The 25,376-nt window shown below is 44.1% G+C and carries 22 protein-coding genes and 1 pseudogene; 8 read left to right on the forward strand and 15 right to left on the reverse strand.

All coding sequences use genetic code 11. The features are described 5' to 3' along the window. Nucleotides 1–52: 52 nt before the first annotated feature. From ACRBG0_RS09840 to ACRBG0_RS09850, 3 genes are read right to left on the reverse strand one after another with little or no spacing between them, the layout of a single operon-like run. Complete coding sequence (locus ACRBG0_RS09840) at nt 53–1,423, reverse strand: hypothetical protein (protein WP_431486726.1); 1,371 nt, start codon at nt 1,421–1,423, stop codon at nt 53–55. Between the two features lie 14 nt (nt 1,424–1,437). Further along, nucleotides 1,438–2,031, reverse strand: a complete 594-nt coding sequence (locus ACRBG0_RS09845; protein WP_431486727.1) for an RNA polymerase sigma factor — start codon at nt 2,029–2,031, stop codon at nt 1,438–1,440. A gap of 24 nt (nt 2,032–2,055) precedes the next feature. Further along, nucleotides 2,056–3,360 (reverse strand): hypothetical protein, encoded by a 1,305-nt coding sequence (locus ACRBG0_RS09850; protein ID WP_431486728.1) that lies wholly within the window; start codon nt 3,358–3,360, stop codon nt 2,056–2,058. 287 nt (nt 3,361–3,647) lie between these two features. Between ACRBG0_RS09850 and ACRBG0_RS09855 the strand changes: the two genes are divergently transcribed. The 3 genes from ACRBG0_RS09855 to rny all read left to right on the forward strand — a co-directional run bounded on the left by ACRBG0_RS09855 (nt 3,648) and on the right by rny (nt 6,032). After that, nucleotides 3,648–3,950 carry a hypothetical protein gene (locus tag ACRBG0_RS09855; RefSeq protein WP_044086313.1) on the forward strand — a complete coding sequence of 101 codons (303 nt, stop codon included), beginning with the start codon at nt 3,648–3,650 and terminating at the stop codon, nt 3,948–3,950. A gap of 3 nt (nt 3,951–3,953) precedes the next feature. Next, complete coding sequence (locus tag ACRBG0_RS09860) at nt 3,954–4,250, forward strand: cell division protein ZapA (RefSeq protein ID WP_431486729.1); 297 nt, start codon at nt 3,954–3,956, stop codon at nt 4,248–4,250. A 99-nt stretch (nt 4,251–4,349) separates the two neighbouring features. Beyond that, the gene (gene rny / locus ACRBG0_RS09865) at nt 4,350–6,032 is read left to right on the forward strand and encodes a ribonuclease Y (protein WP_431486730.1); all 1,683 of its coding nucleotides are present in this window, start codon (nt 4,350–4,352) and stop codon (nt 6,030–6,032) included. Nucleotides 6,033–6,109: 77 nt separating this feature from the next. Here the strand turns inward: rny and ACRBG0_RS09870 are convergent, their stop codons facing one another. From ACRBG0_RS09870 to proS, 6 genes are all read right to left on the reverse strand, one after another. Beyond that, complete coding sequence (locus ACRBG0_RS09870; protein WP_431486731.1) at nt 6,110–6,865, reverse strand: metal ABC transporter ATP-binding protein; 756 nt, start codon at nt 6,863–6,865, stop codon at nt 6,110–6,112. Beyond that, on the reverse strand, nt 6,862–7,881 hold the full coding sequence (locus ACRBG0_RS09875) for a metal ABC transporter solute-binding protein, Zn/Mn family (protein ID WP_431486732.1): 1,020 nt from the start codon (nt 7,879–7,881) through the stop codon (nt 6,862–6,864). The genes ACRBG0_RS09870 and ACRBG0_RS09875 overlap by 4 nt, the downstream gene beginning before the upstream one ends. Before the next feature lie 4 nt (nt 7,882–7,885). Then, nucleotides 7,886–8,554, reverse strand: a complete 669-nt coding sequence (locus ACRBG0_RS09880) for a metal-dependent transcriptional regulator (RefSeq protein ID WP_431486733.1) — start codon at nt 8,552–8,554, stop codon at nt 7,886–7,888. A 168-nt stretch (nt 8,555–8,722) separates the two neighbouring features. After that, on the reverse strand, nt 8,723–10,312 hold the full coding sequence (locus tag ACRBG0_RS09885; protein WP_431486734.1) for a M28 family peptidase: 1,590 nt from the start codon (nt 10,310–10,312) through the stop codon (nt 8,723–8,725). A gap of 125 nt (nt 10,313–10,437) precedes the next feature. Next, a complete protein-coding gene (locus tag ACRBG0_RS09890; RefSeq protein WP_431486735.1) occupies nt 10,438–11,082 on the reverse strand; it encodes a DUF4291 domain-containing protein in 645 nt (214 codons plus the stop codon). A gap of 105 nt (nt 11,083–11,187) precedes the next feature. Further along, nucleotides 11,188–12,660, reverse strand: coding sequence for a proline--tRNA ligase (gene proS, locus ACRBG0_RS09895; protein WP_431486736.1), 1,473 nt, complete (start codon nt 12,658–12,660; stop codon nt 11,188–11,190). 289 nt (nt 12,661–12,949) lie between these two features. Here proS and ACRBG0_RS09900 point away from each other — a divergent pair, with 289 nt between their 5' ends. Then, entirely contained in the window at nt 12,950–14,458 is a 1,509-nt protein-coding gene (locus tag ACRBG0_RS09900) for a hypothetical protein (RefSeq protein WP_431486737.1), read from the forward strand. A gap of 120 nt (nt 14,459–14,578) precedes the next feature. After that, nucleotides 14,579–16,030 (forward strand): hypothetical protein, encoded by a 1,452-nt coding sequence (locus tag ACRBG0_RS09905; RefSeq protein ID WP_431486738.1) that lies wholly within the window; start codon nt 14,579–14,581, stop codon nt 16,028–16,030. 95 nt (nt 16,031–16,125) lie between these two features. On the opposite strand, the gene argH is transcribed toward ACRBG0_RS09905, so the two are convergent. The 3 genes from argH to ACRBG0_RS09920 are packed head-to-tail and all read right to left on the reverse strand — an operon-like array spanning nt 16,126 to nt 19,101. Then, nucleotides 16,126–17,475, reverse strand: a complete 1,350-nt coding sequence (gene argH / locus ACRBG0_RS09910) for an argininosuccinate lyase (RefSeq protein WP_431486739.1) — start codon at nt 17,473–17,475, stop codon at nt 16,126–16,128. Then, nucleotides 17,468–18,022, reverse strand: a complete 555-nt coding sequence (locus ACRBG0_RS09915; protein WP_431486740.1) for an acyl-CoA thioesterase — start codon at nt 18,020–18,022, stop codon at nt 17,468–17,470. Before ACRBG0_RS09915 ends, argH begins: the two co-directional genes overlap by 8 nt. Next, complete coding sequence (locus ACRBG0_RS09920; RefSeq protein WP_431486741.1) at nt 18,022–19,101, reverse strand: M20 family metallo-hydrolase; 1,080 nt, start codon at nt 19,099–19,101, stop codon at nt 18,022–18,024. Before ACRBG0_RS09920 ends, ACRBG0_RS09915 begins: the two co-directional genes overlap by 1 nt. A gap of 179 nt (nt 19,102–19,280) precedes the next feature. Here ACRBG0_RS09920 and ACRBG0_RS09925 point away from each other — a divergent pair, with 179 nt between their 5' ends. Then, the gene (locus ACRBG0_RS09925) at nt 19,281–20,198 is read left to right on the forward strand and encodes a hypothetical protein (protein WP_431486742.1); all 918 of its coding nucleotides are present in this window, start codon (nt 19,281–19,283) and stop codon (nt 20,196–20,198) included. Nucleotide 20,199: 1 nt separating this feature from the next. Here the strand turns inward: ACRBG0_RS09925 and hppD are convergent, their stop codons facing one another. Next, nucleotides 20,200–21,333 (reverse strand): 4-hydroxyphenylpyruvate dioxygenase, encoded by a 1,134-nt coding sequence (gene hppD / locus ACRBG0_RS09930; RefSeq protein ID WP_431486743.1) that lies wholly within the window; start codon nt 21,331–21,333, stop codon nt 20,200–20,202. A 223-nt stretch (nt 21,334–21,556) separates the two neighbouring features. Here hppD and ACRBG0_RS09935 point away from each other — a divergent pair, with 223 nt between their 5' ends. After that, nucleotides 21,557–22,828: a carboxypeptidase-like regulatory domain-containing protein gene (locus ACRBG0_RS09935; RefSeq protein WP_431486744.1), complete on the forward strand. Its 1,272-nt coding sequence runs from the start codon at nt 21,557–21,559 to the stop codon at nt 22,826–22,828. 6 nt (nt 22,829–22,834) lie between these two features. Next, on the forward strand, nt 22,835–23,437 hold the full coding sequence (locus ACRBG0_RS09940; protein ID WP_431486745.1) for a ribonuclease HII: 603 nt from the start codon (nt 22,835–22,837) through the stop codon (nt 23,435–23,437). Between the two features lie 7 nt (nt 23,438–23,444). Here ACRBG0_RS09940 and ACRBG0_RS09945 read toward each other — a convergent pair whose 3' ends face one another. After that, complete coding sequence (locus tag ACRBG0_RS09945) at nt 23,445–24,542, reverse strand: alkaline phosphatase (RefSeq protein WP_431486746.1); 1,098 nt, start codon at nt 24,540–24,542, stop codon at nt 23,445–23,447. 234 nt (nt 24,543–24,776) lie between these two features. Continuing rightward, nucleotides 24,777–25,376 (reverse strand): annotated as a pseudogene (locus ACRBG0_RS09950) (hypothetical protein); the annotation flags it as partial.

The following is a 25,376-nucleotide window of genomic DNA, read 5'->3' on the forward strand; positions in this document are numbered from 1 at the left end:
AGGGGATTGATCTTACGAGATTAGCCCCCTATTCTTTTTCCAATAACGTCATTTAATCCAAAGTAACGCTTGCCCCCAACTGTAGACCATAAGTAGTATACGTTTGTTGTACGCCGTCGTACTGCCAAGTAGGACTTTTCTGGTACGCGCAGCGAGCGAAAAGATGTTTATTTCCCGTCAGTTGAAAGCGGGTACCAAAGCTCAGCGAGTATCCCCAGCGATGGATTAATTGGTAGTTTGGATCGTCTGAAACACCCACAATATCGTTGATTCTTCCGACATACTTACCTGTCGTGGTCCAATTGACACCAGCTCCGACAGTCCACTCAAAACGCCGATAATCCTGGGTATAAAACACCTGTAAAGGCAGATAGACAGATTGGAGTCGGTTATGGTGACGAATCTTTCTAACTTCCTGTTCGAGTACATCGCCCTCACCTGAAACAAACAAGGTATCGCCACTGCTTTTTACAAAGAAGCGGGCCTTGTCGAAATCCTGAGTAAACGTATCAGAACGGATAACACTGTTGAAATTAAATTGCTCATAAATTTGCTGTTGCCCTACCCCAAGGGCAACCGACCAATGACTTGAAAGCCGATACCCTGCTTCAACTTGCATTGTTGTCACCGCTTTAGGCACAATGAACCCTTGATTTTGCTGCTGGGTTGTAGCGACTTCTGTGTTTCCCGTGAGGTAAGTATCGTTTCTTGTAACAGCTCCCACTCCAATAAAAGTGGCGGCGAAAAAGCGTCCTTCATGAGCACTTCCATCCTCACTCCTTGTGGGTGAAATGAAAGAAGGAAATTGCTCCAAGGTGGAGGGTAAGAGGGAATAACCATTTGAAATCAAGAGCGTAGTAGCTTGATTATTCTGCCTAGCCTGCATCGCTTCTTCTGCCGCCATCGAAAAGGAAAACTCGGTATTCTTTTCCCAGCTAGATTTCGTCAAGCCGGACGTTTTTTCTGTAACAACTTCAACTAATGATGTCCGCTCATCCTGCGGCACTGATGACGACACGGCTTCTTCTTCCACGTACGCCACAAGTCCTCCTTGCCAATTAGAAACCTCCATAGAAGAAGAAGAAGAAGAAGAAGAAGAAGAAGAAGAAGAAGAAGAAGAAGAAGAAGAAGAAGAAGAGATCATAGCCTTTTCTCCAACACCCTGTAGTTTTGTCGATATAGGATGTACCAAATCTGGATTTGCCTGAATAATCGGATCAGCAGCTTCTACAGCTTCCGTAGATGGCGTCAATTCTTCTGTAGGCCAACAAAAGGGAATGATCAACAGCAAAAGCAGTAGAAGAAACCAACGTTTACGCTTTGGTTCATTGCTAGGCAACTGAGGCACTAATTCTTCCCACAAAGCCTCTTTGTCCCACGCTACATGATGCTGTTTTAGCTTATTTCTGAAATGCTTTTCCATAATTTCTACAGCAATTATTTAGTACCTGTTTTTTTGAATCGGTTGTGACGTCTGGTGATGGCTTGACGCAAAAGCGCTTTTGACCTGGTTAATTGCGAACGAGACGTACTGGGGCTAATTCCGAGTATTTTAGCAATTTCATTGTGCTTATAGCCTTCGATGATATACATATTAAAAATCAGCCGACCACCTTCCGGGAGAATTTGGAGTAACTGGAGAATATCTTCTGCTTCCAATTGCTGAACAATATCTACCTCATCTGTACAAGCTTGATCAAAAACCTCTTCGGTTTGATAGAGAACCCGCTTATGCTTACGAAAATCTGAAATCGCTCGATTGATGAGAATACGGCTCATCCACCCGACAAACGACCCTCGGTTGAGTTGAAAAGTGCCAATTTTTTCATAGACCTTAATGAAAGTATCATGCACCAAATCTCTCGCCATCGATTTATCTTTGGCGTAGCGTATTGCTATAGACATCAGTTCATCGGCAAACATCATATACAGCTGGCGTTGTGCAACCCTATCGTTTTGCTGGCAGCGAATAATGATAGCCTCTATTTCTGATTTATCCTGCAAACGGAGCATTTTTACGGGTCTAGTCATACCGATGTGTGTTTACAGAAAATTTTAGTGAACGCGTGCTTTGAAGGTACTTGTAATTACGCCTAATGATTGCTCAAACTCGTCAAAGATTTCAGCACTAAACGTACCTTCTATAAAGTCGCCATCATTTGCAGTAATACTCGCTGTAAAATTATCGGCCTGTTGAAAAACCTTATTTCCAGGACCGAGAATACGCAGGTTAGCCGTTGTCGTTCCGGGGGTAGCCGCATTTAGTTCAAAAACAATACTGTCATAAATATCAAAAAGACTGTTGACCTGCTTGATAAATAATCGACCATCTGGCATGATGTTAGCGAAGGTATAAAGATTGAAATCATATTGAAGTCCATTGCTCAAAGTGAGGCTCAGGTAGGTTTCATCTTCCTCACAGATCGTCATATTAAAATCCAACTCAGTCCCTGAGCTATAATTGATATTCCGTTCTCCATACTCCTGAGTCAGTGGATTCACATAAGTAACATAAGCATCAGGGTCCCCCAGTAGTGAGCAGGGGTAGCCTAGAAACTCATTGTAATACGTCGTTTGGCCATTGACTGTTTTTAGTAAATATCCCTGCGTTACCTCCTCACCAGTACAATCGACGGGGTAAACATCGGCGTATACTCGATCTTCACTGAGATCGTAAGTTGGGTCATAAACAACACCTACGTCTGTACTTTCCGTAAAAGTGCCTAAAGACACAGGAGCCAGTGAACCACACTTTACCAAGTAATGGAGAAAAACCTCTTCTCCGGGTACTACTGTTACCCGAAAGCTTAAGTCCATGTCTGTTGCCCGAACATCAAGTATCTCATTGGAAGAATTTGTGATCACAATTATTCCTCCCGAGCTATTGATTGGATTTTGAAGTTCACCAGTTAAGGTGATGTATTCTTCTCTGTTCGAGATCGCTTCTCCATTAACTAAGGAGGATTTATTGGAAAGAATATATCTAGCACTCTGATTCACATAAGAATCATCTATTTTAGTAACGCCGGGATAACAACCAGGAGCCCTGTAATAGAGGTAAGTTCCTTCACTAGGCATAACCTGTTTCGGAAAATAAAAAGCACCATCAAGATCTGTATTTGCTTCATCCAATACCTGATCCTCATAACGCAGTTCTACCGTAACATTGCTCAGAAATAAAGAACGCAATTCGATACTAAAGTAACTTTTAACTTCTTTAACATAACCAAAAACCTCTCTTTCCACAGTAGGAATAGTCACAGGGAAAGGACCAGAATTTTCGACGCTGGTCGTATCTGTATTTTCGCAGCTAACAAAGAACAGACTAATAAAGAGTGCTAGACAAAGACTGTAGCGCATAATTATGTTTTTTAGCTATTGAGAGCGTCCTTAGGAATCCTTCCTTTCAACCTTACAATGCGTAGCCTCGGTAAAACGCTGTAAGGGAAGTCAAAAAAATACTGAATCGCACACATTGTTGATAATTCGATGAAATTTAGTGATATTGTGCCCGGTACTGCAAAGGCAGAACAAATGCTTAAAATGCAGAGACATGTCCTTTTAGTATTATTTACACTTGTGCCCTATCAGGTACAACTGGATACAGCGAATTTGCGTTTACTAAGAAGCAAATGAATTGCCCAAGTATGGAATTGAATACGCGACTGCAACAGATTGTCCAAAAACTTGAACGCTTACAGAATAAGCTACAGGCTATGGATGCAGAGAATGACCGACTTCGGGCAGTAAACCAAACATTGAAACAACAGCTAGAAACACAGCAAAAAGCCGTGGAGAAAGCTGGACATAATATTTCGGAGCACGCACCAGTGAGTAAGGAAAAGAAGCAGAAAGAAGTGCGGGCAGCATTAGATCAGGATATTCGTCAACAGATAGATCACTACCTCAAAGAAATCGATAAGTGTATCGAATGGCTGGGGCAGCAATAAGCGATGACGGAGGAGAATATGATAAAAATAACGGTCATTATTGCCGGTCGGCCTTATCCATTACGGATCAAAGCAGCCGACGAACCGGCCGTACGTAAAATCGTCAAAGAGGTGAATGATAAAATCACCACTTTTCAGTCGGCTTACCAGGGCCGGGATAAGCAAGATGGCTTATCCATGACCATCCTCACCTACGCTTTTGATCTTTATAAATTACGCCAGGACAAACCGCTCGTGAATGAGCCCGGTATTGATTCTCACCTGGATAATATCGACGAAATACTCGACCAGCTGCTCTAGTACTTTTACCTTTTTACGACCTTCCTTTTCTACTGATTGCTTAATTCCGGTCTGATACAGCATGCTGCATCAGCTAACATTTTAATAATCCAAGCCATCATGGAGATAGGAATAGGACTAGGAATAGGTCTGGTAGTGGGTTTAATCGTCGGGTTTATTATTATGATGATGCGTAACAAAAGCGCCATCAATTCAAAACTCGAGGAGATCAACGCCCGCTCTGATCAGGAAATCAAAGAGGCCCGCCTGAGCGCAAAGCGCCTCATCGACGAAGCTGAAACAAAAGCTGAAAAAATCATTGGTACTGCTGATCTGAAAAACGAAAAGATCAAACAGCAAAAAATCCAGGAAGCTAAAGAAAAATTCAACCGCTACCGTTCAGACTTTGACAAATACAAAGCCGAACAAAAGGTTGAACTAAAAGAAGCTCAAATAGAAACCAAAGCCTTAATCAAGGAATTGGAACAAAAGCAGAACACCTTCAAAGATCGAGAGCAAAAACTGGAAGATTTAAGGCTCGACATCGAATCACGCGGCACAGAGATCGATTCTATTCGTGAAAACCTGGAGAAGCAGTTAAAAATAGTCGGAAAGAAGAAAGAAGAACTAGAAAATGCTAGTGAACGCCATATTCGCGAACTTGAAAAAGTAGCCAATCTTTCGCAGACCGAAGCCAAAGAACAACTTCTGCAAGCTGTAAAAGCCAAAGCAGAAACGGACGCGATGTCAATCATCAAAAACTCTGTAGAAGAAGCCAAAGCTACCGCTGCAAAAGACGCCAAAAAAATCGTTATCCAAACCATCCAGCGGATGTGTGCGGAATACACCATTGAGAATACTGTTTCTGTATTCAACCTCGAGAGTGATGACCTCAAAGGGCAAATTATCGGTCGCGAAGGACGTAATATCCGGGCACTAGAAGCTGCTACCGGAGCCGAGATCATCGTCGATGACACACCAGAAGCCATCGTAATTTCCAGTTTCGACCCTATTCGTAGAGAAGTTTGTCGCCTTTCGCTAAAACGCCTTGTTGCTGATGGCCGTATTCACCCTGCCCGTATTGAGGAGGTTGTCGCTAAAGTGCGCAAGCAAATTGATGAGCAAATTCAGGAAATTGGCGAACGCACAGTTATTGATTTGGATATCCACGGTCTGCATCCTTACCTCGTAAAAATGGTCGGTCGTATGCGTTTCCGTTCTTCCTACGGGCAGAACCTACTCAAGCATTCTATTGAAACAGCCAACCTGTGTGCCACCATGGCCGCTGAACTGGGCCTGAGTAGCAAACAAGTAAAACTGGCCAAACGTGCCGGCCTCTTACACGATATTGGCAAAGTAGCAGAGGAACAAAGCGAACTGTCGCACGCACTGCTGGGCATGGAAATTTGCCAGAAGCACAATGAACACGCAGCCGTTGTAAACGCAGTAGGTGCTCACCACGACGAGATAGAGATGAACAACATCCTTTCTCCTGTCATCCAAGCTTGTGATGCCATTTCCGGTGCCCGCCCCGGTGCCCGCCGCGAAATCCTGGAAAGCTACCTCAAGCGTATCACCGAACTCGAAGAACTGGCAATGGGCCACGAAGGTGTACAAAAAGCCTTCGCCATGCAAGCTGGTCGCGAGCTTCGCGTAATCGTCGAATCAGAAAAAGTTTCTGATCAGCACGCTGATGATTTGTCTTTTATGATTTCTCAGAAAATCCAGGACGAAATGCAGTACCCCGGTCAGATTAAAGTGACGGTAATCCGGGAAAAACGTGCGGTAAATTACGCGCGATAGGGTTAACAGGTTGGATAGTTTGTTGGTTAGTAGAAATACTTCGAAAGCAAATAAACTATCCAACCATCAACCTAAACCTACTTCCCGTCAATCACACCCATCTGGTGTAGAATAGGGAGTTGTCCGCTGTAGGTTTTGGCAATATTCTCTTCTGTAAAAGTATGCTCCGTAGGTCCGTAAGCAATCATTCGCTGATTGAGTAGGATTACTTGATCAAAATAAGTTGTAACAGTAGACAAGTCGTGATGAACAACCAATAGTGTCTTCCCTTCACTAGCCAATCGTTTCAATACTTGTACAATCTTCTCCTCCGTTGTAACATCCACACCTACAAAAGGCTCGTCAAGTAGAAAAATATCTGCTTCCTGGCAAAGGGCACGCGCCAAAAAAACACGCTGCTGCTGCCCACCAGATAATTCTCCAATCTGACGTTTTGCTAAAGCAGTTATATCCAATTCCTCCATGGCGGCATTGGCCTTGGCTCGATCTGCTGAAGAGAGCCGGCTAAAAACCTTTTTATGAGGATAACGGCCCATGAGCACAACGTCTAATACCGTCGCAGGAAAATTCCAATCTACATCTGTTTTTTGAGGAACGTAGACCACTTCTTTCCGCTGTGCCTCAATCGGCAACTTATTGACCTTTATATCTCCTGCTGACACCTCAATCAAGCCGAGAATAGCTTTAAATAACGTTGATTTCCCGGCTCCGTTAGGGCCTAAGATGCCATACACATGCCCTCCTTCTATTCGTAAATATATATTACTGAGTACCCGCTTACGCTCGTAAGAAACAGAGAGGTCTTCAATCGTCATTACTGTTGATGTACTCATGCTCCTGCGTTTAGCTTAAACACCATAAAGAAAAAACTACCTGCCATGATTAACAAAATGAATCCAAAGAGCAGGTAATTCTGCGTTGTATTCTCTTCCTCTTCTTCATGATTAAGCGTTTGCTTATCCAAACTCAATCCTTCTGCTATGGTATGTGCATTATGGCGCAACATATCTACATACGTTCCTGCCGGGCCATCTTTTTCACCTAAAGAATCTGCATAAAGACTACCGCCAATGATGACATTATTATCCTTGGCCAGCACCTTGAGTAACTTGGGGTTGATTGTACTTTCAATAAACAAAGCAGGCACCTCTGTTTCTTGCAAAACCCTGGTGAGTCGGCGAATATCAGAGGTTTGCACATCCGCATCTGTAGAGGTCCCCAAAACAGCCTCTACTTGTACGCCATACCTCCGTCCAAAATACCGGAAGGCATCATGCGAGGTAATCAAAATGCGCTTATGACGGGGAATATCCGTAATTATTTTCTCAATTTCCAGATCCAAGTCTTCCAGTTGCTGGCGGTAAATCTGATAATTAAAATTAAATTCAGCTTCATATTCTGGTGCTAGGGTAACCAGTGCATCTCGGATATTTTGAATATAAATCAAGCCATTACGCGTAGACATCCAAGCATGAGGATCCGCAGAATTTTCATGCACATCGCTCTCTATGATATCAATCCCTTTGGTTATTGTCGTGATTTGGCCTCTAAATCCGGAGTTAACTACCAATTCATCAATCCAACCCTCAAAAGTAAGTCCATTGCGCAACACCAGGTCAGCCCGGGCTACTAACTGCACATCCGAAGGCGTAGGTTCATAAATGTGTGGATCACCACCCACCGGGACAATCATCTTGATGTCGATCAGATTCCCACCAATTACTTCCGCCATATCCGCAAACATAGACGCAGAGGCAACCACAAGTGGTCGATCTTCCGTTTGGGCGCTCAGAATAAAACCAGCGCACAAAACAATAAGAAATTTGACGAGAATTATTCTTCGAAGCATCCTTCTATTTCTTTTGTACATATAAATTTTGTCCCACTTTCTGAGAAACCAGTAGCTTTTGCTGATCTGCAACCTCCAACTGAAGAGAATTGTCATAAGCAAACCGCTCACCTATCATTAGCTCGGCACCTAATAACAGTCCTGTCCGTTCCAGATACTGCAAAAAGGGTGTACTGTGATCCTTAACTCCTACAACAACCGCTTTCTCTCCTACCGGCAATTGACTGAGCAATACTTGTTGACGCTCTGTTATTCTTCCGTTTTCATCGGGGATGGGATCGCCATGGGGGTCATACTTTGGGAAATCCAAAAACTCATCTAAGCGGTTGATCAATTCCCTTGACTGAATATGCTCGAGTTGTTCCGCCAATTCATGTACCTCATCCCAAGTGAAATTGAGTTTTTCAACGAGGAAAGTTTCCCATAAACGATGTTTACGCACCAAGTGAATAGCCGTAAGTTCACCTAAGTCCGTCAATCGTACACCTTTCCTTTTTTGATAATGGATCAACTCCTTTTGCGATAGCCGGTTGATCATATCCGTTACCGAGGCCGCAGAGGTATTCATCTCCACTGAGATGGAGTTATTGCTAACGAGGGTACCGCTTTGGCGGCTAATCTTGTAAATGGCTTTGAGATAATTCTCTTCCGCCTGAGATAACTGATCTGGCATAAAGTAGGGCTATTAATTTAGACGCATCTAAAAAAATAATTAGAGCCAGCAAGTTACAAGAATTCTATCAGACAAACAAACTTGGGTCTGAGGGTGTAAACGTGTAAGTGTTTAAAAGTGTAAGAGTCGACTATTACACCTTTACACCCTCCTAACCTTTACACCCGACTAAGGTTTCACACCAACATCCACCTTAATCCGCTCATCACGATTGGCCAACTCCCAAGCGGTATAAAATACCAGCTTACCGATTCTAGCCATTTTTTCAAAGTTGATCTTATCAACAGTATCGGTATCCTGGTGATAATCGGCATGTGTGCCATTGAAGTAGAAAACGGCAGGAATACCCCGCTCAGCAAAATTGTAATGATCAGAGCGATAGTAATAGCGATTCGGATCATCTTCTGCATTGTAAGTATAATCCAACGCTAGTTGCGTATATTTTTCGTTAGCAGCTTCATTGATTTCGTGCAAACTTGTACTCAGACGATCAGAACCGATTACATAAATATAATTAGGATCAGCAGCATGCTTTTCATCAACTCGGCCTACCATATCTACATTGATGTTGGCAATCGTACTTTCCAAAGGAAATAGTGGATGATTAACATAAAACTCAGAACCTAAAAGGCCTTTTTCTTCCCCAGAAACCAACATAAACAAGACGCTCCGTCTAGGGCCAACGCCTGCTTCCTTCGCAAGTGTAAACGCTTGAGCGATTTCAAGTACCGTAGAGGTACCCGATCCATTGTCATCTGCTCCGTTAAAGATTGAGTTCCCTCTGCGACCAATATGGTCATAATGGGCTGTTACTATCAATAGCTCATCTTTTAATACAGGATCAGATCCTTCAACATAAGCGAGCATATTCTCGCCCAATAATTCTTTAACTTTCTTTTGTTGCGTAAGCGCCAAATCAACAGAGATGCTTACCGACTTTGGTTTGCCTTTCTTTTCAATACGCTTCCTCGCTTTTACAACCTTACCATAGGAAGATCCTAGAATGGTCTTAGCCGTTTCCGACGAGATGTAAATGCTATTACTGTAATTATCCGCTGGCTTTTCGCTAAAGCCCATGTGCATCCTGCTATCCAGAGAAATTTTTCTGGCGCTGCTCAGGTTTCTTTGAAAATTGGGATCAAGAATAAGCACTGTTTCCACGCCGTGCCGACGGGCTGCTTTTAATTTTAGTGAAATATCTTCCGACCAGACAGAAGCCTCCTCTGTCCCCGAGACATAAGAAACGCCGTCTCGATCTTTAGGCTCTCCATCCATAATCAGAATGGTTTTACCTTCTAGCTTTTGATTACCATAATCATCATACTCCTCACTTTCAATACCGTAGCCAAGAAAGACTACTTCATCAGTCATCACTTTAGCCCGATCAGCATTTTTTGAAGGATAAGCATAGTAATCCCACAAATGGCGTTTGCTACTACCATTGATAACAAAATCAATTTCTTGCCAACGCTCAGAGATAAAAGAGATGGGTTGTGAATAAGTTTGCTCCGGCCCAACTCCTGGCAAGCCATAACCTTTGATAATTTCTTCTAGATAACGAGCAGCTTTGTATTGGCCCGGTTGTCCGGTCTCGCGTCCTTCCATTTCATCATCCGCCAAAACGGTAAGGTGACGAGTAAGGTCTTCTACTGTAATTGTGTTGGCATAAGTAATGGCCGGATCTTCTGTTGGTCTTTCCTGGGCAAATAAATTCAGGCCCAATAAGGCGAAGAATAACACTAAACTTGTCTTTATCATTTTTTACGCTTTTTCAGAGAGTGAATTTAGTAATAATAGCAGAGATCCCTGTGTAATTAACCGTCAGCCAGCAGCATAATGATTTAAATCCAAAGTTTTTTGCGATAAAAAGCATGCACGATGCCCTAATCTGCACCAAGACGCTGCTGAATTAAAGGATATTCCCCCAAGGGAAATACATTTTCTACTGGCACTTCTAGTTTTTCAACACCTGATTCGGAGAGCACTGAAAATTGTCGTTTTGCAAAGTTCGTTACATCCGTAATTTCCAATATCCATTCCTTATTGAATCGTTGTACCCAATCTCCCCGAAGCCCTATTTGAATTGCCCGTCGATCAAGTTTTTGTCCATGAGGATCATGATCCGGGTCCCACTGTAGCCTAACATCCGAATTAGCCAATGCTGCCTGCCAATTCTCCCGATCTTGGTAAATAGCTTCCTGAAAGCTTGAATGTACCGCTGCCCCAAGGATAGCTAAAAAACCATCCAGTTTCAAGCGAATAGCAAGAATACGTTCCTGATTAGGCTTCGTTGCCCAACCTGCCCGGTACATCATCCACATAAAGCCAGGCTTAATCCAGGTCATCCGGGAAAACGAATAATGGGAGCCACCAAAGGATTGTTCTCGTACTGCAAAATCTGCAATCCCTGGATGATAAGCCTGGTAAACGATAATATCACCTGATGTGAATTGGGCACAGAGATGCTGGCCTATAGCTGGTAGGCGATTTTGCTGGTCTTGGTAATTTTCTAGTAGTAATGAAGACATAATTAAAATAAAAAAGCGTGAACAGTAATCTACTGCTCACGCTGGTTGACTGATTCTTCGCGCTGGGATCATTTATTTTGCACTGTTCCCTACGCGTTGTTTTCGTTAATAAGCCTTAGCAAATAAGACTCTCCTGCTGGAGGGTTTGCCGCTGAACACGCATTGCCCCTCTTCTTCGGGAGCATCATTGGGAATACAACGAATCGTAGCCTTGGTTAGTTCCTTGATTTTCTGTTCCGTTTCGTTGGTACCATCCCAATGAGCAGAAATAAAACCAGGAATATCCTCTTTCAAGACCGCTTTGAACTCCTCGAAGGTATCTACAACAGTAGTTTTTTCTTCGCGAAACTTCAGCGCACGATTAAACAGGTTGTCCTGAATATCTCCCAACAGCTGTTCAATATGATCCACTACACCCTCTAAAGGCTGAGCCGATTTCTCCTTAGTATCCCGGCGTGCAATTTCTACAACGCCTTTTTCCAGATCACGCTTACCAATACCTACTCGCACAGGTACGCCACGTAGTTCGTGTTCGGCAAATTTAAACCCAGGACGCTTCTTGGCATCGGTATCGTATTGCACACGAATACCTTTTGCTTTCAAATCCCTCATCAGTTTTTCAGCTACCTCATCGATCTCTGCTCCTGGCTTTGGAATAGGGATAATAACCACTTGTACCGGAGCCAATTTAGGAGGCAGTACTAAGCCTTCATTATCAGAATGTGTCATAATCAGGCCACCAATCAAACGGGTAGATACGCCCCAAGAGGTTGCCCAAACATACTCTTCCTGGTTATTTTCATTTGAAAATTTCACTTCAAAAGCTTTCGCAAAATTCTGTCCTAAGAAGTGAGAAGTACCTGCCTGTAAAGCTTTGCCATCTTGCATCAGTGCTTCGATGGTGTAAGTATCATCCGCCCCGGCAAAACGTTCACTCTCAGACTTGGTTCCGCGGACAACAGGCATAGCCATGTATTCTTCTGCAAACTGAGCGTATACATCCTGCATACGTTTTGCTTCTTCAATAGCTTCCTCTTTGGTCGAATGAGCAGTATGCCCCTCTTGCCAAAGAAACTCGGCGGTTCTTAAAAACAGGCGTGTCCGCATTTCCCAACGAACGACATTCGCCCATTGATTGATCAGTAAAGGCAGATCACGGTAAGAATTGATCCAATCACGGTAAGTATTCCAGATGATCGCCTCACTTGTAGGACGAACGACCAGTTCTTCTTCCAACTTTGCCTCAGGGTCTACCATTAACTTTCCTGGCTCATCCGGATTATTTTTGAGCCGATAATGAGTTACTACCGCACATTCCTTCGCAAAGCCTTCGGCATTCTTTTCCTCAGCTTCAAATAAGCTCTTAGGTACAAAGAGCGGGAAATAAGCATTGACGTGCCCGGTTTCCTTGAACATTTTGTCCAACTGATCACGCATATTTTCCCAAAGTGCGTAGCCATAAGGCTTAATCACCATGCATCCCCGCACAGCGGAATTGTCAGCAAGGTTTGCTTTTTTTACAATGTCAATGTACCATTGAGAATAATCCTCGTCGCGATTCGCAATTGCTTTAGCCATAATCGTATTGTCCTTTTACTAAGTGTTGGCCAAGCCAACTTCTAAGTGGTATAAGCTGTTATTATATTAAAGACCTCTGAATGTCAAGTCGTTAGAAAGAACATTTTCAGGTGACTAAATTGTTCCCAAACCGTCTTAACAGTAGTTAAATCGCCTTGTTAATACTATTTAACACCCTCAAAAAGGGCTTTTAATAAGGTCTTAACTAAAAATCAGGCACAAAAGTAATAATTTAGTGTTTGATAAGTACAAAATGAGTGTAGCAGTAATTACGCCAAATAAAATGAATATGAAAAATAGAAACCTGACGGCCTGGATGTTACTACCCGCCCTGTTGCTGGTAGCGTCCGCGCTTTCGGCTCAGTACGACGATGTCTACTACGATCCGGCAACCGATTCTGACTACTATAATAACAATAATAGTAGCACCTACTACAACAACTCTTCCTCAAATACGAATTACAATGATGAGTATTATGACGAAGATTATGGTTACGATGATGACGATTACGAGTATTATGATGATTACGACTACAACTACTCATCACGTATTCGCCGTTTTCACCGCCCTTATTATGGCTTCGATTACTTCGACCCTTGCTATATAGATGCTTTCTACTACGACCCCTATGCTTTTGGCGGGACTACGGTATTGATTTACGATTCACCTTGGGGTTACAACCGCTGGAATCGCTACAACCGTTATAATCGTTGGAATAGCTGGAACCGTTACAACAACTGGAACTTCGGCTACAACCCCTATGCTTACTCCTTCGGTCCAAGTATTGGTATTGGATTTGGCTACAATCGCTGGGGTAACAGCTGGAACAGATGGGGCAATGGCTATGGCTATAATCGCTGGGGAGGAGGTTATTCTAACTTTTACTGCCCTCCAGGCTGGGGAAACAATTACGTATACAACACCACCAATGTTTACAACGACAACAATACCACAACTGTCGCTTATGGTCCTCGTAGACTCGGTTCTACCGTAGCTCCAAGAACTAACAACCGCACGATTCCTTTACAGACCGGTGGGCCTGTAGATGTGACCAACAATCGTCCTAAAGCTACGGTATCGCTAGCGGAACGGGAACGTACCCGTAACAACAACACTCCTACGGTAACAAATCGGCCTTCGGATAGTGCTGCTGGTCGTACGCGTGACTATACTCAACCACAGCCGTCAACTCGCCCAAGCAGTCCTAGTACTTCTACTCGTCAGCCAGCTACGACAACTCGTACTGCTCCAAGTAGCAGTTACAATCCACGGACTGCCCCAAGCAGTGAACCACGGGAAATCGCGCCTCCTCGTAGTACGCGACCATCAACAAGTACATCAACAAGACCTTCTACTAGTCGGACGCAGCCATCAACTAGACCATCGACTCGTACTTACCCAAGCACGCGGCCATCGACAAGTACAAGGCCATCGACAAGACCAAGTACTCGGCCTTCTACAAGACCGTCGACCAGTACTCGACCTTCTACGCGGCCAAGTAGCTCACGTAGTGGAGGTAATAGTAGGCCAAGCACTTCTACAAGAAGTAGTAGCTCTAGTCGTCCTTCTAGCTCTAGCCGTGGTGGTGGCTCCAGTACCAGTCGTTCATCAAGCCGGCCTTCGAGCAGTGCTAGTCCTAGTCGGAGCAGCAGTTCCAGCAGACCAAGTACCTCTTCTAGCCGGAGCTCAAGTAGCAGTCGGAGCAGTAGCTCCAGTAGCCGGAGCTCAAGTTCTTCCAGGAGTTCCTCTAGCCGCGGAGGTGGCAGTTCGAGCTCAAGCTCACGTCGTGGCGGATAAACGACAAAAATACATATGGTTTCTATAAGATAAAACGGGTGGAGGTGGCAGCATTTCCACCCATTTTATTTTTCATCAGAAGTACAAACGCCCTCTACTAACCTGAAAATTTACTTTACAATGAACGTATTCAAACCTCTTGTTTTTTCCCTGGCATTTTTATTTGGCAGCTTACTTACCGCTCAAAACTTCGGAGACGCCTTGCGGTATTCTGATTTTGACCCTGTAGGAAGTGCTCGTTTCACTGGCGCAGGAGGAGCACTAGGCCCTTTGGGTGCCGACTTTTCCGTCATTAGTACCAACCCTGCCGGTTTAGGATGGATTAGAAAATCTGAGTTTATGATCAGCCCTGGGCTATACATAAACTCTGCCAACACCCGTTTATTAAACGGTGATAACCAACTGGACTTTGATGATGCAGCGGTACAATTCAATGTCCCTAATGTTGGTATTGTTACCAGCTCACGTGGTGCTAACGGCATGGAGACCTTCAACTTTGCTATCGGCATAAATCGTTTGGCTGATTTCAACCAACAATTCTATTACCAAGGTACTTCCAAAGGAAGTTTGGTACAACGATTCGCGGAATTAGCCAATGATCGAGGGCTTGATGATTTTGAAGCTGGAGTAGCTTACGATGCAGAAGCTCTAATTGATGACAATGGCTTCTACTTTAGTGATTTTGACGGCCAAGAGGACGCTGTCGTAGAACGTTCAGAGACCGTCATTCGCAGTGGTTCTTTAACGGAATTGTCTTTTGGCTTTGCTGGCAATGTGCAGAATAAATTCCTCTGGGGCCTAGCTGTTGGCGTTCCCTTTCTAAACTATCAGGAACAAAAAGAATATACAGAAACTGACCCTACTGATGAAGTTTTTGTATTCAACGACCTCCGTTACACACAAGATTTGACGACCTCTGGAGCAGGTATCAACCTCAAGCTGGGTTTCATCTATCGTGCGCATCAAGCTTTACGGTTAAGTATGGCTATCCATACCCCTACTTTTTACCAAGTAGACGAAACTTTCGAAACAAGCATGGACTATAGTTATACGCTACCCGAGGAACCAGAAAGCAATGGCTTTGCTCAATCTCCGGAAGGACAATTCAACTATAGCCTTCGCACCCCATGGCGACTTTTGGGGGGTATTGGTACCGTTTTTGGCAAAAGTGGTTTCCTTACCGGCGAAGTCGAATATGTCAACTACAGCAAAAACCGCTTCCTTTTTGATGGTTTCTCTACAGATGAAGCTGAAATCAATAAAGAAACCGAAGCAAACCTCTCCAGTGCTGTAAAAATTCGGACTGGCGCAGAATACGCGATTGGCAACTTTCGACTAAGAGGAGGAGTGGGTCTTCAGCAAGCTCCCATCGTTGGTGACAATACCTTTTATCCAACTGGAAGCTTTGGGTTAGGTTTACGCCAGAAAACGTATTATCTGGACTTTGCTTATCGTCGTGCTGGCCAAAAAACGACTTACACACCCTATCTTACTGCAGATGCAGCACAGCAATTCGTAAATAATGACACGGTTCGAGAAAACTTTGTGTTTACCCTCGGCTTTCGCTGGTAATTATTCGCATCAAGACAAAGAGTCATAAATTTAGTAGCCCCAGGAAACAATGTTTTCTGGGGCTACTTAGTAAAGCTATTACACGAAGAGAACAACTAGTTGGTAAGCTGAGCCATAGCTTCCTCCCAGGAGAGAAAGTTGAATTGCTCCATTACACTATCTATTTTGTTCTTTATCTGAGGAAGACAAAGATTCCCAAGGCTACCCTCGTGGGTGTGTCCTAATTCTCGTGGAGGATCAAAAGTACCCGCAGCTATTTCTGCTCCTATTTTTTGGTAGGCATCGCGAAACGGTAACCCTTCGAGTACTGCTGCATTAACAGCTTCGACACTGTAAAGCAAACGGTACTTTTCGTCTTCCAGAAGGTTATCTTTAACCTCCAGATGAGTGATCGCATAGGTCGTTAAATCCAATACTTGCTTCATTTGTGAAATTGCAGGAAAGAGCACCTCCTTGAGTAACTGAAAATCACGATGATAACCTGAAGGTAAATTGCCGTTGAGTTGAGCCATTTGCGCAGGCAGGGTAAGTAATTGATTACAACGCCCGCGGAGAAGCTCAAAAACATCTGGATTTTTCTTGTGAGGCATGATGCTAGACCCGGTGGTCAGATCATCTGGTAATTTCAGAAAGCCAAAATTCTGGGAGTTATACAAACAAACATCCATCGCCATTTTTCCAAGGGTCTGAGCTGTTCCCGCCAAGGCAAAACTAAAATTCAATTCCGTTTTACCTCTCCCCATTTGAGCATGGACTACATTATAAGCCAATTCTCGAAACCCTAGCAACTCCGTCGTTCGCTGACGGTTCAAAGGAAAAGAAGAGCCATATCCAGCTGCTGAACCCAGCGGATTCTGGTTGATAATATGGTGTGTAGCACGCCACAGCTCCAAATCATCTGTTAAGCTTTCAGCATACGCGCTGAACCACAAGCCGAAGCTGGAAACCATCGCCACTTGTAAATGTGTATACCCAGGAAGCAATACCTCTTTATTGGCTTCTGCTTTTTCCAGTAACAAGGTGCTCAAAGTTTCTATCTGACGAACAATTTTCGCTAACTCTGCGCGAAAAAACAATCGCAAATCAACTAAAACCTGATCGTTGCGAGAACGACCACTATGAATTTTTTTACCAATATCACCTAAAGCCGAAGTGAGTAGCATTTCCACCTGAGAGTGGACATCCTCCACCCCTTCTTCAATAGAAAATTCGCCGGCGATCGCTTTTTGGTAAAGCTGACGTAGCTTATTAGCCAGCAATTCATACTCTTTCGGAGGTAACAAGCCTACTTCACTAAGCATTTTCCCGTGAGCCAAGGAACCGGCAATATCAAAAGGAGCTAATTGAAGATCAAGCTCCCGATCACGGCCTACGGTAAAAGCTTCAATCTTGGCATCTAAGCCATACGCTTTCTGCCAGAGTTTATTTTTAGGGGTATTACTCATTATTATTGGAGAGGTTTACTTGGACGTTATATTCAGAAAGTATTTCCAGTGATTCAGCTGTACTGCCATCAAGGGCCTTATATTCTTCGCTATGTGCTTTCTTCATTTCCATCCGGCGGATACTTTTAACAAATCGGCGGCGATCAATATCGCTATTCAAAATCAAGCCAGGCACGCTGGTTGTCTTGCCCTCTTCATCCTTGGCAACCATAGTGAAGTAAGAAGAATTGCAATGTTTGACAAAGCCATTCTGAATATTCTCGGATTCTACTCGGATACCAACCACCATAGAAGAGCGACCTACGTAATTGATAGACGCTTTCATAGTCACCAATTCGCCTATTTCAATCGGGTTACGGAAGTCAACTGTATCGACAGAAGCAGTCACACAATAAGCACCTGAATACTTGGAGGCACAAGCAAACGCAATCTGGTCCATTAAGGAGAGAATATACCCCCCGTGGATTTTACCTCCAAAATTGGAATGGGACGGTTGCATCAGCACTGAAATGAAGACTTCAGAATCCTTTACACTCTTATAATCCATTATTCGTCAAATTTAAGTTGTCCAAGAACGCTAAGGTAAGTCTTGATACCGGCAATGATTTCTGTTCGACGGATGAATTCATCTGCCGTATGAGAACGAGCACTGTCTCCAGGGCCCAGTTTAATCGTAGGAAAGGGCATCAGCGCTTGATCACTGAGGGTGGGTGACCCATAAGTAGATAAGCCAAGGGCAGCAACAGCTTTCGCCAACGGATGATCGGCAGCTATCCCTGATGATTGCAAACGCAATGAACGCGGCGTCAACTTTGACTGGCACACGGCTTGTAGTGCAGCCACGACCTCCTCGTTAGTATAATATTCGTTTACTCTTACGTCCATCACAAATTGGCAACGGTCAGGTACCACATTATGCTGACTGCCTGCTGCAATTTGGGTAACTGAAACCTTGACACCTCCTAGCATAGAGGATATTTTCGGAAAAGTGTATTCTCGTAGCTGAGCGATATCATCCAGTGCGACGTACAAAGCATTGGTGCCTTCCTCGCGGGCAGCATGCCCAGAGACGCCTTGTGCTTCACCATCAATAACGATTAGACCTCGCTCTGCTATCGCAACATGACCTAGTGTGGGCTCACCAACAATTCCTCCGGCTAGTGGCCCTAGCTCTGGCAAAATATGAGCGATACCTCCGGCGCCACTGATCTCTTCTTCCGCAGTAGCGGCCATGATAAGATTAAAAGGTAAGTCCTTCTGATCTTTAAGCAATAGAAATGCAGCAATCAGGCTCACTAGCGGTCCGCCGGCATCGTTGCTTCCCAAGCCAAAAAGTTGATCTCCTTCCCAATTGGCCACAAAAGGATCACGCTGCCAACTAGCAGCTGGTTTGACCGTATCGTGATGGGAATTTAGTAGAATAACAGGCAAACCTGTTTGCCAATGAGGGTGCTTTACCCAAACGTTATTTTTGCTTCGATTTACTGCTAGTCCATTATTTTCAAAAAAAGCAGCAATAAGGTCGGCCGTTTCTTTTTCTTCCTTAGAAAAGGAGTGAGTACAAATAAGCTGCTCCAGTAATTGGATCACCTGAATACAGACCGGATGTTGAGCATTTACCTCCAAAACCTTCTTTTTTACGAAAGTAAAGACTTCCACAAAAGACTACCAAGAAATAGTTCAGGATTAAAACGATTTACTACAACCGCTAAGAGCTTTAGTACCTCAATTCTTACTTCTATTTTTTTAAAAAAACAACACAGAGATCAAATTGCGTATGTTTGTTATTCAACTAATTGCTTGTTATGCCCAAGTTTGCTGTCATCGACTGTGGAACCAATACCTTCCACCTACTTATCGCTCAGCCTAAGCCAGAAGGAGGATTCACAACGGTTTATCGTGAAAGAAGGTTTATTAAGTTAGCCGAAGACGGCATTCAACGCATTGGCGAAAATGCATATCAGCGTGCCTTAAGTGCATTGGAGACTTATGCTCAAAAGATAAACGAATACCAGGTAGCGGCCACTCGAGTGTCGGGTACTGCTGCCCTACGCACCGCAGAGAATGGCCCACAGTTCGTTGCTGAAGTCAAAGCAAAAACGGGCCTGGAAATCGCCATTATTCCCGGCAAGGAAGAAGCACAACTCATTTACGAAGGTGTCCGCCAGGCGATTGGCCCTCAAGAGGCACCCTGGATGGTTATGGATATTGGAGGTGGTAGTGTAGAATTCATTATTGTTGACCAAACGGGAGTTAAATGGTTTGAGAGTTTCCCTGTGGGGGTAGCTGTTTTATACAAAAAGCTTCACCAGACGGAGCCCATCAGCAGCATCGAAATAGAGCAGACCCAGCTATTTCTAAAGAGCAAACTGGTCGAGCTGGAACTCGCGCTTAGTCGCTTCCCTACGCACCACCTCGTAGGTGCCGCAGGTACTTTTGATGTGATTGCCAATATTTTGGGAACCATCAAGCCGACCCCTCATTGCGACGAAGTAGCCCTTGATGGTTTTGAAAACCTCTATCAGCAAATCATCGCTGCCAATCAGGAAGAGCGCCACGCCATGGCGGATATCCCCGATGACCGAGCAGATATGATTGTCGTTGCAATGATTCTCGTAAAGCTTGTTTTAAAAATAGCTAAAGTGGAAAAATTAACCGTTTCCCGCTTTTCTATGAAAGAGGGGATGCTTGACCGGATGCTTGCCGAACAAGAGGAAAGTTAACCTATAAGGTTCCTCTCAACTCTTGCTCGCGCTCGATAGCTTCGAAGAGGGCTTTGAAATTCCCTTTGCCGAAAGAGCGTGCGCCTTTGCGTTGAATGATTTCGAAAAACATAGTAGGACGTGGCTGAATAGGCTTGGTGAAGATTTGTAGTAAATAACCTTCATCATCGCGATCCACCAGGATGCCAAGCTCGCGTAGTGGAGCAAGGTCCTCTTCTATCTCTCCTACGCGGTCCAGGAGGGTATCATAATAAGTACCTGGTACCTGCAGAAACTCTATCCCACGGCTTTGTAATTCTTTGACCGTTCCAATGATGTCATCTGTCGCCACTGCCAAGTGTTGAACGCCAGCTCCTTCATAAAAATCCAGGTATTCCTCGATCTGTGATTTCCGCAGACCGGCCGCTGGCTCGTTAATAGGAAACTTGATGCGGCCATTACCGTTACTCATCACTTTACTCATCAATGCAGTATACTCGGTCGATATATCTTTATCATCAAAAGAAACGATCTGGGTGAACCCCATAACATCTGCATAAAAATCGACCCATTTATTCATCCCTCCAAGCTCTACATTACCTACCATATGGTCGATATACTGAAGACCAATAGGAGTGGGTTGGTAGGTAGAGTTCCAAGGCTGGTAACCTGGAAGGAATACACCCTGGTAATCTTTGCGCTCTACAAAAATGTGAACCGTCTCGCCATAAGTGTGAATACCTGACCGTACCACTTTTCCGTGCTGGTCCTCTTCCGTAACCGGCTCCATATAGGATATTGCACCACGGTTAGTGGCCTCCTTGTAGGCGGCAGTCGCATCATCTACCCAAAGTGCAACAACCTTGACACCATCGCCGTGCAGGTCAATGTGTTTACCTATAGCAGTACCACTTTTCAGTGGTGATGTAAGTACAAGGCGAATTTTTTCTTGTTGCAAAACGTAGGATTCCCGATCCTGCAAACCGGTTTGCAGACCGGCGTAAGCCAAAGGCTGAAAACCCATTGCTGTCTGGTAAAAATGCGCTGCTTGCTTAGCATTACTTACATACAACTCCACATAGTCGGTACCCAGTAAAGGCATAAAATCGGCAGCTTCCTGGTAAATTTTTTCTGGAGCAGTGGTAGCGCTAGACATAGTTGATGATTTTGGTTGGTTAGGGCTGAGGCTAAATTAATTTAGTTGCCATGGCAAATATATTAATTTTCAACAAGCCTTCCAATAGTATTCAGATCAGAAGTATTATTTTATCCTTTAGCCAATCAAATAAGTAGCCCACCCTGTGATTATCGCCCTTCAATGATTATGCATTGCTTATCCAACTACTTTTGATAAGTTTAAGAGCTAAACCCTTCAGAACATGGCCCAGTTACGCTTTATTATTCTGCCACTACTGCTTCTATCCTACACTAGTTGGGGACAAGAAGGGGTTATTAGTAATGCTACTACCCGAGAACCATTGTCGGGTGCCACCATTTATGCAATCAATAACAACCAAGGCACCATTAGCAACGAAAATGGTTATTTCTCTCTTTCTTTAGCCTCCTTTCCAGACACTCTGGTCATTTCTCACCTTGGTTATCAACAAGCATTGCTACCCTTAGTTAAGAAAGAAACCCAGCTCGAAATCAAACTCATCAAAGGAGTTTCCATTTTGCCAGACATTGTAGTCAAAGCCTACCGGGAGCCAGAGAAAATCTCTCCAGACCATCGCACTATTATGGACTTCATGATACAGGATCAAAAGATGGTGTTACTTATCCACTCCGACCGATCTCCTCATTACCGAGTACAGCTGACCCAGCTCTCTGGAGAAATAATAGATGAAAAAGCACTCGAAAAAACCAGGCCGGAATGCTTATTCAGCAGCTGTATGGGCAATACTTATGTCATTTACGAAAATTCAATTACTGAATTATCTCACAACAGTCAAGAGTTATTTATCGGCACCCAAAGTAGGATATATGAGTACAATCGTTTTTTACGGCCATGCCTACTCACCGACGAAGAATACACCTATACCGGTTATTATCGTCAGCAGAAACAGATTTTCACAATCTTTGCCTCCCCTAGAGAGGGAGAAGCCTTTCAATTGGCCGAAATCTATAGTGAAGACCTTCTTCGCCGCCTTGCTGACGAGGATCGATTCCTGGCTAATAAAGCAAGTACTTTACAAGGAATTGGTAACGAAGAGCAGCGTGTAGCTAACCTACTAAATGACGAAAGCATATTTGCCCAACAAATCATTTACCAGCCTGTAAATGCTCAACTATTCACTATAGAAGATGATTTACTGCTGTTTGATTTTGCCAATCATCGCATTACTTTTTTTCGGGCAGGAGACACCTCTTTCCGCAGAGAAGTACCTTTTGTTTTTCATCAAAAGCGAGCTTTTACTGCTAAAATATTACAAGATGCTGTTTCCCAAAAGCTCTACACTTTAACTAATGATCGCAATTATACTTATGTATACGAGGTGAACCCGAGGACTGGCATACTGAGAGAAGCAGCTGTTATACCTGAGATTTATCTAAAGCAACAGCAAATTCACGACGGTACCCTTTACTATTTACACAAGGGTATTACCTTTGAAGAGCGGTGGCAATATCTGTACCGCGTACAAGTAGAATAACCCAGTATGCTGGCACCTTTTTTGAGTGAACACCTTATCGAGGCGGGTTGTGATGAAGCCGGACGTGGCTGTCTTGCCGGCCCTGTTTTTGCTGCGGCTGTTATCTTACCCAAAGACTTTACGCATCCGCTGTTGAACGATTCTAAACAATTAAGTAAAAAGAAGCGCTATGCTGCCCGCGAAATTGTGGAAAAAGAAGCACTTGCTTGGGCCGTAGCCCAGGTAGACCCTGCTGAGATTGATGAAATCAACATCTTGCGTGCTTCTTTTTTGGCCATGCACCGAGCCTTGGACCAGTTGAAGATACGCCCGGAGCAATTGCTTATCGACGGAAATCGTTTCCACCCCTACCGGGAGATACCTCACCACACCATTATTAAAGGAGACGGAAAGTATTTATCCATCGCTGCGGCCAGTATTCTCGCGAAAACCTATCGCGACGACTATATGCTGCGTATCCATGAAGACTTTCCTCACTATCGCTGGGACAGCAATAAGGGTTACCCCGCCAAGATACACCGTGCGGCCATTGCCGAGCACGGCCCCAGTCCGTACCATCGGATGTCTTTTCGGCTTTTGCCGGATAGCAGCCAGGGGAGCTTATTTTAGAAGAAGTCTACTTTGAAAAACAATTCATCATTTTAGTAAAAATGTCATTGTTCTGATAAATCCCCATAAACTGTTCGGCACCAGGACCATAAGCAAAAACGGGAATCAAAGATGCCGAATGACCACCTGTTGAAAAGGTAGGGTTAATGATTCCATAATCACTAACGCCAAATACCTTTTGGGAAGAAAGTGACAATCCCCCAGTTTCATGATCTGCTGTTACAATCACGAGTGTATTGCCCTCTTTTTTAGCAAAATCCAGTGCGACAGCCACTGCTTTGTCAAAATCCAGGACTTCGTCTATAAGGTACTCTGCATCATTATTATGCCCTGCCCAATCGATTTGCGAGCCTTCGACCATTAGAAAGAAGCCATCTTTATCCTGATTTAAGTAATTAAGGGCCGTACGCGTAGCACTAGGCAGGAAATCGCCGCGCCCTCCTCTTATGCTATGCAGGCTATCTGGTCCTAGCAAAAAGGCATAACGTGTACCAAAAACCAAGTCTTCTCTAAGCGCATTTGTATCCACCTTGACTCCCTGGTCTTCTAGTCTTGTTAATAGGTTTTGCTCATCTGCTCTTTGATTGAAGTACCTATACCCCCCTCCGGCAGCAAAATCTACGGGTGCTTTGATAAAATCAGCAGCAATTTCTTCGTGGAAATTTCGGTTAGCGACGTGTGCAAAAAATGACGCTGGTGTCGCATGTGTAATAGAGCTGGTGGCGACAAGTCCCGTGCTTTTGCTGTTTTTTGCGGCCCATTCCAATATTGTTTCCCTCGCAATAGTGTCCTGATCTACCCCAATCGCTGCGTTATAAGACTTATAACCCGTTGAAAACGCTGTTGCTCCAGATGCTGAATCAGTGATTTTCTTATCGGTGGGTTCATTTTGATGCAAACCGATGTACTTAAAGGTCGAGAAGCTAGGTGTTTGCTCCCCGTAATAATAGGCCGTAGAAACTTGGGTGAGGCCCATGCCATCACCAATTAATAGAATAATATTGTTGGCCGGTTTTTTAGCACTGAGGTCTTGTAATGATTTATTGCAGGTACTCAACAACAAGAATAACAGGCCTAGCAAAAACAAAGAAAATCTAGTAGACATAGCATCCATTATTTGGCCCAAAATTAGCAAAGAGAAATGGATACCTAGACTATCTCAGGTTAAATGAATACTAATTCTGTTTGCATCGCTTGTGCGTAAGCCGGAGGCTGTAACTCGGGGCACGGAGTGGGCAAGGACGAGTTCCGATCTTTCATCGGAATAGTAGTGCGACCGGAGGGAGCACTGAGAACGGAACAAGTGGTAGCTAGCGAAGCGCTGCTACGGCCAAAAAAATCAGCCTTGCACTATAATTCCCGGAGGATATGGATGTATCTGCCTCCCAATTTTGAACGCTATCTGTAGGCCCATACTGTTTTGTAACTGTTGTTCATACGCTTGATCTTCTGTTTCTGTCTCTAACCAAAGCAAGAAGGTATGCTGTGATGGTTGGCGGGCCAGTTCGTAGGCTTGCGTCCAAAATACGGAATCGTACTGGGTGTATTGACTTTTGCGGATGACACGATTCAGTAGGCGGTACCACCATTTGCGCTGGTAGTATAAATGGACGGCCCGAATAGCTCTTAATGTGTGTTCATACTTCATGGCGATAGTTGCAGCCAATTCTTCGGGCGATTTAAGCGGAGCCTCATAAACAATGCCTTCCCGAACTCGGGTGCGATAATTTTTAACCTCCATCAGATAAAGATGGCCAGCCCCCGAAGGATCTACCAATAAAAAGTCAACACCTTTTAAGCCGAGGCCACTAATATTTTTGTAAAAACGATGGTTATCATACTCCCTTACCCCCCAGTGTTCCGGGAAGGCAAAAACAAGGTCACTTTCTATAAAAGTCTTTTCTACCATGCCGTCAATATTGCGCAAAAAAGAAATTGA

It is taken from the genome of Lewinella sp. (assembly GCF_050633125.1).
Taxonomy (GTDB): domain Bacteria; phylum Bacteroidota; class Bacteroidia; order Chitinophagales; family Saprospiraceae; genus Lewinella.